Annotated in this window: 11 protein-coding genes and 1 tRNA gene; 6 read left to right on the top strand and 6 right to left on the bottom strand. The window is 65.3% G+C overall.

The window, feature by feature from the left end:
- The 5 genes from BV210_RS06715 to BV210_RS06695 all read right to left on the bottom strand — a co-directional run bounded on the left by BV210_RS06715 (position 1) and on the right by BV210_RS06695 (position 3,200).
- Positions 1-954: a MoxR family ATPase gene (locus tag BV210_RS06715; protein WP_077205889.1), complete on the bottom strand. Its 954-nt coding sequence runs from the start codon at positions 952-954 to the stop codon at positions 1-3.
- 56 nt (positions 955-1,010) lie between these two features.
- A complete protein-coding gene (locus BV210_RS06710; RefSeq protein WP_077205888.1) occupies positions 1,011-1,310 on the bottom strand; it encodes a winged helix-turn-helix transcriptional regulator in 300 nt (99 codons plus the stop codon).
- A 444-nt stretch (positions 1,311-1,754) separates the two neighbouring features.
- Positions 1,755-2,411 carry a hypothetical protein gene (locus BV210_RS06705; protein WP_077205887.1) on the bottom strand — a complete coding sequence of 219 codons (657 nt, stop codon included), beginning with the start codon at positions 2,409-2,411 and terminating at the stop codon, positions 1,755-1,757.
- Between the two features lie 95 nt (positions 2,412-2,506).
- Positions 2,507-2,920, bottom strand: coding sequence for a group I intron-associated PD-(D/E)XK endonuclease (locus BV210_RS06700; protein ID WP_077205886.1), 414 nt, complete (start codon positions 2,918-2,920; stop codon positions 2,507-2,509).
- 207 nt (positions 2,921-3,127) lie between these two features.
- Positions 3,128-3,200 (bottom strand) — tRNA-Asp (locus tag BV210_RS06695).
- 317 nt (positions 3,201-3,517) lie between these two features.
- On the opposite strand from BV210_RS06695, the gene BV210_RS06690 reads away from it, so the two are divergent.
- From BV210_RS06690 to BV210_RS06665, 6 genes are read left to right on the top strand one after another with little or no spacing between them, the layout of a single operon-like run.
- Positions 3,518-3,745 (top strand): DNA-directed RNA polymerase subunit H, encoded by a 228-nt coding sequence (locus tag BV210_RS06690; RefSeq protein WP_077205885.1) that lies wholly within the window; start codon positions 3,518-3,520, stop codon positions 3,743-3,745.
- Positions 3,746-5,314, top strand: coding sequence for a DNA-directed RNA polymerase subunit B'' (locus tag BV210_RS06685; protein ID WP_077205884.1), 1,569 nt, complete (start codon positions 3,746-3,748; stop codon positions 5,312-5,314).
- Between the two features lie 3 nt (positions 5,315-5,317).
- Positions 5,318-7,144 carry a DNA-directed RNA polymerase subunit B gene (gene rpoB, locus BV210_RS06680; protein WP_077205883.1) on the top strand — a complete coding sequence of 609 codons (1,827 nt, stop codon included), beginning with the start codon at positions 5,318-5,320 and terminating at the stop codon, positions 7,142-7,144.
- Positions 7,144-10,062, top strand: coding sequence for a DNA-directed RNA polymerase subunit A' (locus BV210_RS06675; protein ID WP_077205882.1), 2,919 nt, complete (start codon positions 7,144-7,146; stop codon positions 10,060-10,062). Before rpoB ends, BV210_RS06675 begins: the two co-directional genes overlap by 1 nt.
- A 3-nt stretch (positions 10,063-10,065) precedes the next feature.
- Positions 10,066-11,310, top strand: a complete 1,245-nt coding sequence (gene rpoA2, locus BV210_RS06670; protein WP_077205881.1) for a DNA-directed RNA polymerase subunit A'' — start codon at positions 10,066-10,068, stop codon at positions 11,308-11,310.
- Between the two features lie 6 nt (positions 11,311-11,316).
- Entirely contained in the window at positions 11,317-11,742 is a 426-nt protein-coding gene (locus BV210_RS06665; protein WP_077205880.1) for a NusA-like transcription termination signal-binding factor, read from the top strand.
- A gap of 17 nt (positions 11,743-11,759) precedes the next feature.
- On the opposite strand, the gene BV210_RS06660 is transcribed toward BV210_RS06665, so the two are convergent.
- The gene (locus tag BV210_RS06660) at positions 11,760-13,613 is read right to left on the bottom strand and encodes a bacterio-opsin activator domain-containing protein (protein ID WP_077205879.1); all 1,854 of its coding nucleotides are present in this window, start codon (positions 13,611-13,613) and stop codon (positions 11,760-11,762) included.
- Positions 13,614-13,854 lie beyond the last annotated feature (241 nt).

Raw genomic sequence — 13,854 nt, 5'->3', positions numbered from 1 at the left:
CTACTCGTCGACGGTCGGCACTTCCACCCTGTCGAGCACGTCCTCCAGTACTCTCCGCTTCGAGACGGACCGAACGCTCGACTCGGCCGTCAGGACGAGCCGGTGGGCAAAGACCGCGTCGGCCACCTGCTTCACGTCGTCGGGAACGACGTAGTCACGGCCGGCGATGGCCGCGTACGCGCGACCGGCCTCGAACAACCGCTGGATACCCCGCGGTGAGACGCCGACCTCGACGCGCTCGTCCCGCCGCGTCGCTCGCCCGAGGTCGACGACGTACTCGCGGACCTTGCGCTCGACGGTCACCGACTCGGGCACCGCCTGCAGGTCCCGCACCGTCTCCGGATCGACGACCGACCCGACACTGGGAGCCTGCGCGGTGCGACTCGCCCGCCGCTCCAGCAGCTCGAGTTCGCCGTCCCGTTCGGGGTAGCCCATCGAACTCTTGATCATGAACCGGTCGCGCTGGGCCTCCGGCAGCGCGAACGTCCCCTCCTGCTCGACGGGGTTCTGGGTCGCCATCACGAAAAAGGGCTCCGGAAGCTGGTGGGTCACGCCGTCGACGGTGACCTGTCGCTCTTCCATAGCCTCCAGCAGCGCGGCCTGGGTCTTCGGCGGCGCGCGGTTGATCTCGTCGGCCAGCACGACGTTCGCGAAGATCGGTCCCTCGGCGAACTCGAAGCTGCCATCGCCCTCGTCGTAGACGTTCGTGCCCGTCACGTCCGAGGGGAGGAGATCGGGGGTGAACTGGACCCGGGAGAACTCCAGCCCCAGCGCCGTCGCCAGACTGCGCGCGGTGAGCGTCTTTCCCACGCCCGGCACGTCCTCGAACAGGACGTGTCCGCGCGCCAGAATCCCCGTCAACACCCGCTCCAGAAAGCGCCGGTCCGTGATGACCGCCGACTGTACCTCGTCGAGTACCGCCGTGCACTCCTCGGCCGCGTCCGTCACGTCCATGCCTATACGTGTAACCTCCCTCCCATGAAAGTTCGTGCTCGGTCCGTCCCCGTGGGTCAGGGCATCTCGACGTCGTCGTCACGGACCCGTTCCAGTCGACCGATCAGGTCGTCGATCCCCTCGTTGACCTGCGCCAGTCGCTCCCCGATGTCGTCGGCCGGCACCGCCCCCTCCGGCGTCGGCTCGATGAATTCGTCGTTTTCCAGCATCCGCAACGAGTACCGCACCTTGTGTTCCGGCACGTCCGTCCGATCCGATAGCTTGACGATCCCGATGGGCCCCTCCGCGATGACCGCCCGCAGAATCGTTAGATCCCGGCGCTCCTTCTCCACTTGGTTCCTGAGTCGCTCGTCCATACTGGGGTGTCTCCACAGTGGTACCCACCCGCGACATATAACTCTTGTATCTCCCTCGACTCCGGACCGTGGCCGCCTGATACGACGCCGGTCGACCCCGACGCTCACGGCTCACTTCGTACCGCTCACGGACTCCGTCCGTTCGCGTTTCGAGACTCTCCTTCCAGTCGAGTCTCGCTCTCGCCGTTCGCTCGTTCGGAGATTCTCCCTTCGGTCGAATCTCCCTGCTCACGGCTCACTTCGTACCGCTCACGGACTCCGTCCGTTCGCGTTTCGAGGACTCCCTTCGGTCGTCCTCGCTTCGCTCGACCGCCCGCTGCTCACGGGCGCGGAGCGCCCGTTCGCACGTCCGGAGATTCGTCGCTCCGCTCGAATCTCCCTACTCGCGGCTCCATTCGTCACCGCTCGCTCAGTCGGCGATCCTCACTCCGTTCGGATCGCCCGCTACTCGTCCACCGGCGTCCGCCGTAACTCGTCGATCTGATCCCTGAGTGCCCCCAGCTCCGACTCCAACTCCTCACGGCGGTCGATCAGCGCACTCAACTCCTCGGTGTTCACGGGTTGATCGTTCTCCAGCGCCACGTCCAGCGCGTCGGTCGTCGCCCGCACCATGAAGTGAGCGACCTGCAAAATCTCCTCCGGCGACTCCCGGCCCTCGTACAGTTCCATCTCCCCCGACAGCGGCGTGTACTCGACCAGCGGCACCTCCTCGTCGCTCTGGTAGGTCGTCGCGGTGCTCAGGCTCGTCACCGGGTTGTGTCGGTCCTTGGTCTGCTCCGAGCGGACGATGCTGAACTCGTCGGCCAGGTTCCCGTAGGTCTCCTTCAGATCCCGGAGCTTCCCACCTGTCTCGACGTCCATCTGGGCCTCCACGTCCGCGAAGAACTGCGCCGACCCACCCAGGCTCAACGCGACGGCGAAGAAGGCTCCCTGGGAGTGCTCGGCGAACTCCCGCAACCGATCGCGGACCGTCGCCCGTCGCCCCTCGGCGGCCAGTTTCTGCAGATCGTCGAGAAACGCACGCGTCCCCGCCTCCTGTTCGAGGTAGTCCTCGACCAGCGCCTTGGGCATCTCCCGGGGCGCGTCGTCTCGGCTGCTCATACCCGCAGTAGCAGCCCCCGCCACAATACCCTTTGGCCCGCGTTCTCAGTCGTGGGAACCGTGGTAGGTGCTCGACGACGGCTGCCTTCTCTCCGTCACGGGAGCGCGGACTCGAACCTGAACGACGCGGCATCGTTGACGCTCGGATGATCGATATCCGCTTCCTCGACTCTGAGATAGGTGTTCTTTCGCCCCGCTTTCGATTCCGGTACCCAGTACAGCTGGTTGGTGTCCTTACATCGGACGGCGAACGCGTCGACGGAATCGCCGTAGTCCCTCGCCACAGTGTCACCGTCGACGGTCGTCTTGCTGGCCGTTTTGAACCGAACGCGGCCGTCTTCGCGCCACCCCGTTTTGCACTGGACTCGGTAGAGCGTCGACTCCGCATCTACGATCAGGTCGTAGCTGTCGTTGTCCCCGAACGGGATCGAGACGCTGTATCCCCGAGCGATCAGCGCGTGGATGATTCTCGCCTCTGTCGTGTCTCCCGTGTCTTTCGTGTTCCCCATCCGGTAGCGGTTGCTTCGGTCTCCGATTTCAATTCTCGTACCGCTGCGCGGTTCTCGGCGAGTTGTTCGCAGTAGAAGCGCCCGGAGCGGGATTTGAACCCCGGTCACAGCAAAGCTGTTCCCTGCTTCAAATCTCGTTGGACCTTTCGCCGACGCCGATGTTCGGACCGCTAACGCGGTCGCTCACGAATTGGCGTCGGCAGAAAGCGCCCGGAGCGGGATTTGAACCCGCGTCACGACCGTGACAGGGTCGTATGATGGGCCACTACACCATCCGGGCGAACGCATCTCATCGTATCCGGGTGGCAGTATTAAGACTTTCCAATGCGACCCGCGTCGTCACCCGTTCCCACGACCCACTGTCCCCCGCCGATTTCGACCCGCCGACGCGACCGTCGGGCGTGTCAATGGGACCCAGTAACCCAAACTCCTATGTGCGCAGTTCTCGTACTGTCTGGTGAACACGCCTGTCTCGTCCCCGGCAACGGGGGTCGCGTAGCGCCGCTCGGCGGGTTTTGACAAGTCTTAAATGGCCTGCGGCGCAAGGACGCTGTAGTATCTCGTGACAGCAACCTTCTCCAGCCAGCCAGGCCACACATGGTAGACGTAAGCGAACACGAACTCGTACCGGAACACAACGTTCTCGACGACGAGGACCTCGAGGACGTGCTTCAGGAGTACAACATCGATCGAACAGACCTGCCGAAGATCAAGCGTGCGGATCCGGCCCTCCCCGACGAGGCCGACGTGGGCGACGTCATCGAGATCGTCCGCGACTCCCGCACGACGGATCAGGCGGTCGTATACCGGCTCGTGGTGGAATAAATGAGGATGGACGACAGACGCGCGATTTCGCGCGAGTACTTTTCGAGGGAACGGCTCGCAGAACACCACTTCCGCTCGTTCAACGCGTTCCTCGACCGGGGAATGCAGGAAGTGGTCGACGAGAAAGAGACGATCGAGACCGACATCGGCGACAAGGAGGGCGAAGAGCCCGTCTACGTCGAACTCGGCGACGTGCGCGTCGTCACGCCCCGCGTTCGGGAGGCCGACGGCTCCGAGGAACTGCTCTACCCGCAGGAAGCCCGCCTCCGGAACATCACCTACGCTGCGCCGGTGTTCATGGAGATGCGGATCATCAAGGGCGGGAAGGAAGAAGAGGAACACGTCGTCGACCAGACCGAGACCAAGATCGGCCGCATGCCGATCATGGTCGGGTCGAACAAGTGTAACATCTCCGGGTTCACCGACAACGAACTGATCGACATCGGCGAGGACCCCGCCGACCCCGGTGGCTACTTCTGTGTCAACGGGTCCGAGCGAGTCCTGATGACCAGCGAGGACCTCGCACCCAACAAGATCCTCGCGGAGTACGACACCAAGTACGGCGACGAGATCCAGGTCGCCAAGACCTTCTCCCAGCGCCGTGGCTACCGCGCCCTCGTGCTCTGTGAGCGGACCCGCGACGGCATCCTCGAAGTCTCGTTCCCGTCGGTCTCGGGGAGCATCAACTTCGTCACGCTCGTGCGCGCGCTCGGCCTGGAGTCTGACGAGGAGATCGTCCACCGGGTCAGCGACGACCCCGAGATCGTGAAGTTCATGCTCGAAAATCTGGAGGCCGCCGAGGTCCAGACGACCGAGGAGGCAATCGAGACGCTCGGGAAACGCGTCGCCTCCGGCCAGGGCAAGAACTACCAGCTCAAGCGCGCGAACTACGTCATCGACCGGTACCTGCTCCCGCACCTCCACGAGGACGGGGTCGACGAGGAGGAGGTCCGGATCAACAAGGCGTACTACCTCTGCCGGATGGCCGAGGCCTGCTTCGAGCTTGCGCTGGGCCGCCGTGAATCCGACGACAAGGACCACTACGCCAACAAGCGCCTCAAGGTCAGCGGCGACCTGATGAAGGACCTGTTCCGGACGGCGCTGAACAAGCTGGCACGGGACGTGAAGTACCAGCTCGAACGCGCGAACATGCGCAACCGGCAGCTGTCGGTGTCGACGGTCGTGCGCTCGGACGTGCTGACCGAGCGGCTGGAACACCCGATCGCGACGGGCAACTGGGTGGGCGGCCGCTCCGGTGTGTCCCAGCTCGTGGACCGGACGGACTACATGGGGGTTCTCTCCCACCTGCGCCGTCTCCGCTCGCCGCTCTCGCGCAGTCAGCCCCACTTCGAGGCGCGTGACCTGCACGCGACCCAGTGGGGGCGGATCTGTCCCTCCGAGACGCCGGAGGGCCCCAACTGTGGGCTGGTGAAGAACTTCGCGCAGGCGATGGAGCTGTCACAGAACATCGAGGACGAACAGGAACTGAAACACGAACTCGCGTCGATGGGCGTCTCCGGAATCCCGGGCATCGAGTCCATCGATCAGCAGCAGCCAGCGGACGACTAACACATGAGTCAGGGAAGAGACGCCAAAGTATACGTCAACGGCAGTCTGGTCGGGACACATCCCGAACCGGAGAAGCTCGCAGAAGACATCCGACAGGCCCGACGACGGGGCGACGTCAGCGAGATGGTCAACGTCTCGGTGAAGGATCGCACCGACGAGGTCATCGTCAACGCCGACGCCGGCCGGGCGCGCCGCCCGCTGATCGTCGTCGAGGACGGTGAGCCCCTCATCTCCGAGGAGGAGGTCGCCGCGGTCAAGGCCGGCGAACTGGAGTTCGACGAACTGGTCGACCGGGGCTACGTCGAGTTCATCGACGCCGAGGAGGAAGAGGACATCCTCGTCGCCGTCGACGAGGACGACGTGACCGAGGACCACACGCACCTCGAAGTCGACCCGCAGCTGATCTTCGGGATCGGTGCGGGGATGATCCCGTACCCGGAACACAACGCCAGTCCCCGGATTACGATGGGGTCGGGGATGATCAAGCAGTCGCTGGGACTGCCGAGCGCGAACTACCGGATTCGCCCGGACACGCGCCAGCACCTCCTGCACTACCCGCAGCTCTCGATGGTCAAGACCCAGACCACCGAGCAGATCGGGTACGACGACCGACCGGCGGCCCAGAACTTCGTCGTCGCCGTGATGAGCTACGAGGGGTTCAACATCGAGGACGCACTCGTGCTCAACGGTGGCTCGGTCGATCGGGCGCTCGCGCGCTCCCATTTCTTCCGGACCTACGAGGGCGAGGAACGCCGCTACCCCGGCGGCCAGGAGGACCGCTTCGAGGTCCCCGACGACGACGTGCGCGGGGCCCGCGGCGAGGAAGCGTACACCCACCTCGACGAGGACGGTCTCGTCAACCCCGAGACCGAGGTCGGCGAGAACGACGTCCTGCTGGGGAAGACCTCCCCACCCCGATTTTTGGAAGAACCGGACGACATGGGCGGCCTCTCACCCCAGAAACGCCGGGAGACCTCTGTCACGATGCGCTCCGGCGAAAGTGGTGTGGTCGACACCGTCACGCTCATGGAAGGTGAGGACGGCTCGAAGCTCTCGAAGGTCAAGGTGCGCGACGAGCGGATCCCCGAACTCGGGGACAAGTTCGCCAGCCGCCACGGCCAGAAGGGTGTGGTGGGCCACATCGCACCCCAGGAGGACATGCCCTTCACCGAGGAGGGCGTCGTGCCGGACCTGATCCTCAACCCGCACGCCCTGCCCTCGCGGATGACGGTGGGCCACGTGCTGGAGATGCTGGGCGGCAAGGTCGGCTCCCTCGAAGGACGCCGCGTCGACGGGACGCCCTTCACCGGCGAGGACGAGGAGGAACTCCGCGACTCGCTGGAGGAGCACGGCTTCCAGTCCAGCGGCAAGGAGATCATGTATTCGGGCGTCACCGGGGAACAGATCGAGGCCGACATCTTCGTCGGGACGATCTTCTACCAGAAGCTCTACCACATGGTCTCGAACAAGCTGCACGCCCGTTCGCGCGGGCCGGTGCAGGTGCTGACCCGCCAGCCCACCGAAGGGCGTGCCCGCGAGGGTGGCCTGCGTATCGGTGAGATGGAACGGGACGTGTTCATCGGGCACGGCGCGGCCATGACGCTGAAGGAGCGCCTGCTCGACGAGTCCGACCGCGAGTGGATCTACGTCTGTGCCGAGTGTGGCATGGCCGCGGTCGAGAACGTCGAGCAACGCCGCGTCTACTGTCCCAACTGTGAGGAGGAGACGGACATCCACGAGATCGAGATGTCCTACGCGTTCAAGCTCCTGCTCGACGAGATGAAAGCGCTCGGGATCGCACCCCGGATCGAACTGGAGGACGCAGTCTAATGAGCCAGCACGCACCCAAAGAGATCGGCGAACTCAGCTTCGGGCTGATGGACCCCGAGGAGTATCGGGACATGAGCGCCACGAAGGTCATCACGGCCGACACCTACGACGACGACGGGTTCCCCATCGACATGGGCCTGATGGACCCGCGACTCGGCGTGATCGACCCCGGACTGGAGTGTAAGACCTGCGGGAAACACTCCGGGTCCTGTAACGGCCACTTCGGCCACATCGAACTCGCGGCCCCCGTCATCCACGTGGGCTTCGCGAAGCTCATCCGGCGGCTCCTGCGCGGGACCTGTCGTGAGTGTTCGCGGCTCTGTCTCAACGACGAGGAACGCGAGGAGTTCACGAGCCGACTCCGCCGCACTCGCGAACTCGGAAACGACCTCAACGACGTGACCAAGGCCGCCATCCGGCAGGCCCGCAAGAAGGACCACTGCCCGTTCTGCGGCGAACAGCAGTACGACATCAACCACGAGAAGCCGACGACCTACTACGAGGTCCAGCAGGTCCTCTCCGCCGAGTACCCGGACCTGATCGCGGAAGCGATGGAACCGGATCCCGACGACGAGGACGACCGCGGGACCTCCCCGGTCGAACTCGCCGACGACACCGGGATCGACCAGAGCCGGATCCAGGAGATCCTCTCCGGCGAGTTCCGCCCGCGCGAGGAGGACCGCAAGGCAATCGAGCGCGCGCTGGACGTGGACCTCACCGAGGAGGACATGAACAAGCTGATGCCCTCCGACATCCGGGACTGGTTCGAGGCCATCCCGGACGAGGACATCGAGGTGCTCGGCATCAACGCCGAGCGCTCCCGGCCCGAGTGGATGATCCTCACCGTGTTGCCGGTACCGCCGGTCACGGCCCGGCCCTCGATCACGCTGGACAACGGCCAGCGCTCCGAGGACGACCTCACGCACAAGCTGGTCGACATCATCCGGATCAACCAGCGGTTCATGGAGAACCGCGAGGCCGGTGCCCCCCAGCTGATCATCGAGGACCTCTGGGAACTGCTCCAGTACCACGTCACCACCTTCATGGACAACGAGATCAGCGGGACGCCGCCGGCCCGACACCGTTCCGGCCGGCCGCTCAAGACCCTCTCCCAGCGGCTGAAGGGCAAGGAGGGTCGCTTCCGCGGCTCGCTGTCCGGGAAGCGGGTCAACTTCTCGGCTCGTACGGTGATCTCGCCGGACCCGACCCTCTCACTGAACGAGGTCGGTGTGCCCGACCGGGTCGCGACCGAGATGACCCAGACGATGAACGTCAACGAGCGCAACCTGGAGGAGGCACGGCGCTACGTCTCCAACGGACCGGAAGCCCATCCGGGCGCGAACTACGTCAAACGGCCGGACGGCCGTCGCCTCAAGGTGACCGAGAAGAACTGCGAGGAACTGGCGGAGAAGGTCGAACCCGAGTGGGAAGTCTCCCGACACCTGGTCGACGGGGACATCATCATCTTCAACCGGCAGCCGTCGCTGCACCGGATGTCGATCATGGCACACGAGGTCGTCGTGATGCCGTACAAGACGTTCCGGCTGAACACGACGGTGTGCCCGCCGTACAACGCGGACTTCGACGGCGACGAGATGAACATGCACGCCCTCCAGAACGAGGAGGCCCGTGCGGAGGCCCGCGTCCTGATGCGCGTGCAGGAACAGATGCTCTCGCCGCGGTTCGGTGAGAACATCATCGGGGCGATCCAGGACCACATCAGCGGGACCTACCTGCTGACCAACCAGAACCCGCAGTTCAACGAGACCCAGGCGCTGGACCTGCTCCGGGCGACCCGGATCGACGAACTGCCCGAACCCGACGGTACCGACGAGGCCGGCAACGAGTACTGGACCGGCCGGACGGTGTTCTCGGAGCTGCTGCCCGACGAACTCAATCTGGAGTTCGTCTCCTCGGCCGGCGACGACGTCGTCATCGAGGAGGGCCAGCTCGTCGAGGGGACGATCGACGAGGACGCGGTCGGCGCGTTCGGCGGGGAGATCGTCGACACCATCGCCAAGGTGTACTCGAAGACCCGCGCACGGATCTTCGTCAACGAGGTCGCCTCCCTGGCGATGCGCTCGATCATGCACTTCGGGTTCTCGATCGGGATCGACGACGAATCGATCTCGCCGGCGGCCGAAGAGCAGATCGACGAGGCGATCGAGAACGCCTACGCCCGCGTCCAGGAACTCATCGACACCTACGATCGGGGCGAACTCGAATCGCTGCCCGGCCGCACCGTCGACGAGACCCTGGAGATGAAGATCATGCAGACGCTGGGGAAGGCCCGTGACAGTGCGGGTGACATCGCCGAAGAGCACTTCGACGACGACAACCCCGCCGTGGTCATGGCCGAGTCCGGTGCGCGTGGGTCGATGCTGAACCTGACCCAGATGGCCGGCTGTGTCGGCCAGCAGGCGGTCCGTGGCGAGCGGATCAACCGTGGCTACGAGGACCGCACCCTCAGCCACTACAAGCCCGACGACCTCTCGGCGGAGGCCCACGGCTTCGTGGAACACTCTTACCGGGGCGGCCTGAACCCGCGGGAGTTCTTCTTCCACGCGATGGGTGGCCGCGAGGGGCTGGTCGACACGGCCGTTCGTACCTCGAAGTCCGGTTACCTCCAGCGTCGGCTCATCAACGCCCTCTCCGAGCTAGAGACCCAGTACGACGGCACCGTCCGGGACACCTCGGATACCATCGTCCAGTTCGAGTTCGGCGAGGACGGCACGAGTCCGGTGAAGGTGTCCTCCTCCGAGGACAACGACATCGACGTCGACCGGATCGCAGACCGCGTGCTCGACACCGAATTCGACAGCGACGAGGCCAAACAGGAGTTCCTCGGCAAGGAGCGCTCGCCGACGAACCTCTCGGAACACGCCGACGACTGGTGGATGGCCCAGAGTGACGACTAAACCATGAGTGAAAACTACGACCCACAGCAGAAGTTCGACGGCGTCGACGACGACATCGAGGCCGTCGTCGAGGACACGGAACTGCCCCGACGGCTGAAGACGAAGGTCTACGAGACGGTCGACGAACGCGGTGACGTCACCGTCGAGGCGGCCGACCAGATCGCCAAGGCCGTCGAGAGCCGCTACATGGACACGCGCGTCGACCCGCTCGATCCCGTCGGGACCGTCTCGGCCCAGTCCATCGGTGAGCCCGGGACGCAGATGACGATGAACACGTTCCACTACGCGGGCGTCGCGGAGATCGACGTGACACAGGGCCTGCCCCGGCTCATCGAGCTGGTGGACGCCCGGAAGGAACCGGACACGCCGATGATGACGGTCCACCTCGAAGACGAGTTCGCGGAGAACCGCGAGCGCGCCCACGAGGTCGTCTGGAAGATCGAGGCCACGCGCATCCTCGCGCTGGGTGACATCTCGACGGACGTGGCCGACATGCTCGTCCGCGTCGACCTCAACCCGGACACGCTCCAGGAGCGCTGGCCGACGGTGGACAACCTCGCGGAGATCGTCGGCGAGATCTCCGAGACCATCGAGTCCAAACTGGGCGTCGACGTGGTCCAGCTCGACGAGACGGTCATCGAGTTCGGTCCCGACGAGCCCAGCTATCGGGAGCTCCTCCAGCTGGTGGAGGACCTGCGGGAAATCGTCTTCAAGGGGATCGAGGACATCGACCGCGTCGTCATCCGCCGTGAAGAGACCGAGGAGAGCGAGGACGGCGAGTTCGTCCTCTACACGGAGGGCTCGGAACTGGGCAACGTCCTCGGGATCGAGGGCGTCGACGCCAGCCGGACGACCTGTAACAACATCCACGAGATCCACCGGAACCTCGGGATCGAGGCCGCCCGGGAGTCGATCATCGAGGAGACGATGAACACGCTCGAAGAGCAGGGGCTCGACGACGTGAACATCCGCCACCTCATGCTGGTCGCGGACATCATGACCAACGACGGCACGATCGAGTCCATCGGCCGCCACGGCATCTCCGGCTCGAAGGACTCCGTGCTCGCGCGGGCGGCGTTCGAGGTGACGGTCAACCACCTGCTCGACGCGGCGATCCACGGCGAGGTCGACGACCTCAACGGCGTCACGGAGAACGTCATCGTCGGCAAGCCGATCAAGCTCGGGACGGGCGACGTGAACCTCCGGATGGGGTCGGAACCGGCCCGCGACGGCGAAGGAGCCGACTGACCCCCGATGACCATCTCGCTCTCGGACCGTGAACGCCAGTTTCTCGCCCGTTTCGAGGACGAGATCGGCGTCACCGTCCGGGACTGCGTGGTCGACGAGGACTACGACCGCGTCCTCTTCGTCGTCGAAGCCGGGGAGATGGCCGAGGCCATCGGTCCGGGTGGGCACAACGTCGAGCGCATCGAGGAGGATCTGGGCTGGAGCGTCGAGTTGATCGAGGACGCCGACACCGCCGAGACGTTCGTGGCCAACGCGCTCGCGCCGGCGGCGGTGTACAACGTCACGATCAGCGAGAACGACGATACCGTGGCCTACGCCGAAGTCGACCACGACGACACCGGCGTCGCCATCGGCAGGGACGGGAAAAACATCGAGGCCGCCCGGCGGCTGGCGAAACGCCACTTCGACGTGGACGACATCCAGCTGACCTAGTCGTCCGGCCACCGGTGTCAGGCGGGTGTCCGTATCTCCGTCCGGTCGAACAGTTCGTCGAACACTTTTCGTTCTGCTGCCCGGAGATGCTGGTGGAACGTCGACTGGTTGATATCCATCGTCGCGGCTACGTCCTCGCCGCTGCTGTCACGCGGCCACGCGAAGAAGCCGCTGTCGTAAGCCGTCCGGAGCGCCTCTTGCTGGCGGTCCGTGAGTGACGCAGTGATCGACTCGCGGAGTGTCTCCCCGGGGTCCTGTGGCTGCTCGCGTTCCCGGCGTGCGGTCAGGTCGATCCCCGGGTGGTGGCGCTGGAGTGCGTCGACGAGGGCGCGTGGGTCCGCGTGGCTGGGCAGTTCGACACGGAGTCGGCAGTCGTCGGCCGAGAGCGAGAACGAGCGGATGGCGGCACCGCCGTGATCGGTGAGCGTCGAGACGATGGCGGTCTCGTCGACGACGAAGCGGACGACACAGCCGTCGTCGTGGGCTCGCAGCACCTCACCGTCGGTGATCCGGTCGGTCGACGCGACGTGGGCCGTCACGTCGTCGGCGGTCGCACCGGTGATGCTGAAGTACTCGACGAGTTCGTCCCCGTCGGGCGAGACACGCTGGAGTTCCAGATCACAGGCCAGCGACCGCGCCAGTTCGACCAGCGGATCGTCGGTGTCGCTGACCCGGAACTCGAGTTCGGTCACGTCGTCGCTCACCAGTGCCTGCCTGCTCGCGGTCGCGTTGAGTGCGTAGCCGATCGTCCTGCCGAGTTCCGCCAGCACGTCCGTGTCGACGGCTTCCAGGGTATCCGCGTCCGTGGCGTGGACGACGAGGACGCCGTACGAGACGCCCCGGTGGACGAGCGGGATGGCGGCCAGTGCCGTTCGCTCGCAGTCGGGACACCAGTCGGCGTCGCTCCCTGCCGTCGTGACGGCGGTCCCCTCGTGGTGTGCCCGGTCGATCGGGGTCGCGTCCGGGGTTTCGGTGAACGCGTCGGCGAGGGCTCTGACGCGGGTGGCGTCGGCGCCCTCCCAGTCCCGGACTTCGAGGCTGTCGTTGACCATGTTCACCGAGCCGATCCAGGCGAACGAGAACGGCGGTGAGGCGAACGTCTCACAGACTGCGCGTTCGATCTCCTCGCGGGTGGTCGCCTCCACGAGGCGGCGGGTAACGTCGCGTAACACCTCGTTCGTGTTGTTCAGGAGGACCAACTCGGCGTTTTGCTCACAGATCTGGAGTTCGCGACGCTTGCGGTCGGTCACGTCGGTGTCGACGGCGACGTAGCGCTCGATGTCGCCCTCGTCGTCGCTGATCGGCGCGATGGTCATGTCGACCCAGCACTGTTCGCCGTCCTTTCGCTCGTTGACGATCTCGCCGTCCCAGACGTTGCCCGCGGTGATCTCGCCCCACATCTCCGCGTAGAAGTCCGCGTCGTGTTCGCCGGACTTCCAGAGCCGCGGGTTCTCGCCGACGACCTCCGCGGGAGTGTACCCGGTCACGTCCTCGATGGCCGGGTTGGCGTAGGTGATCGTCCCGTCGGGGTCGGTCAGGAAGATCGCGTGCCCGGCGTGTTCGACGGCCTTCCGGAAACTGCGCAATCGCTCGTTGGCCCGCTGGAGGGAGGTCGTGACCCGGTCTTCCTCTTCGACGTACTGCGAGAGGTAAAACACCGTCAGCACGGCGAGGCCGCTCACGACCAGGCCCGGCAGCTCTTCGAGTCCGGTCCGGGTCGTCTGGGCCGTCCAGAGCTGTCGGGTCGTCATCAACGCGAGCATCGCCGTCAGGAAGGCGAAGCGACGGTCCCGGCTCCGGTAGAGCAAGACCAGCGAGTAAGAGGTCCCGAACAGCCGCAGGAGGATCGAGACCGCGAGAACGGCGTTCACCGCGACTCACCCCCATCAGTGGGATCGGCGCGTGTCGTCGCGACGTGGAACATATTCGGGGATAGGTCGATCCGACACAAAAACCACGCTCGTATTCCGAGTGCGTGGGATTCGGCCGGTTCGGGGGCCCAGACCCGGGACCAAACTATATTGGTGTCCCCGTTACCCGGGGAATCGCGTCCGCGGACACCACCAAACAGTATGGGTTGCATCCTCTCCCGGCTACCCCGTGTAGGTCACA

The sequence above is a fragment of the Halorientalis sp. IM1011 genome (assembly GCF_001989615.1).
In the GTDB taxonomy this organism is placed as follows: Archaea; Halobacteriota; Halobacteria; order Halobacteriales; family Haloarculaceae; genus Halorientalis.
This window is presented reverse-complemented; position numbering and strand designations above follow the sequence as displayed.

What these genes read in the sequence shown, in the direction of transcription:
- BV210_RS06705 (WP_077205887.1), bottom strand. Translation starts at nt 2,411, where the DNA reads ATGAGCAGCCGAGACGACGCGCCCCGGGAGATGCCCAAGGCGCTGGTC.
- BV210_RS06675 (WP_077205882.1), top strand. Translation starts at nt 7,144, where the DNA reads ATGAGCCAGCACGCACCCAAAGAGATCGGCGAACTCAGCTTCGGGCTG.
- BV210_RS06685 (WP_077205884.1), top strand. Translation starts at nt 3,746, where the DNA reads ATGAGGATGGACGACAGACGCGCGATTTCGCGCGAGTACTTTTCGAGG.
- BV210_RS06710 (WP_077205888.1), bottom strand. Translation starts at nt 1,310, where the DNA reads ATGGACGAGCGACTCAGGAACCAAGTGGAGAAGGAGCGCCGGGATCTA.
- BV210_RS06715 (WP_077205889.1), bottom strand. Translation starts at nt 954, where the DNA reads ATGGACGTGACGGACGCGGCCGAGGAGTGCACGGCGGTACTCGACGAG.
- BV210_RS06700 (WP_077205886.1), bottom strand. Translation starts at nt 2,920, where the DNA reads ATGGGGAACACGAAAGACACGGGAGACACGACAGAGGCGAGAATCATC.
- BV210_RS06665 (WP_077205880.1), top strand. Translation starts at nt 11,317, where the DNA reads ATGACCATCTCGCTCTCGGACCGTGAACGCCAGTTTCTCGCCCGTTTC.
- BV210_RS06690 (WP_077205885.1), top strand. Translation starts at nt 3,518, where the DNA reads ATGGTAGACGTAAGCGAACACGAACTCGTACCGGAACACAACGTTCTC.
- rpoB (WP_077205883.1), top strand. Translation starts at nt 5,318, where the DNA reads ATGAGTCAGGGAAGAGACGCCAAAGTATACGTCAACGGCAGTCTGGTC.
- rpoA2 (WP_077205881.1), top strand. Translation starts at nt 10,066, where the DNA reads ATGAGTGAAAACTACGACCCACAGCAGAAGTTCGACGGCGTCGACGAC.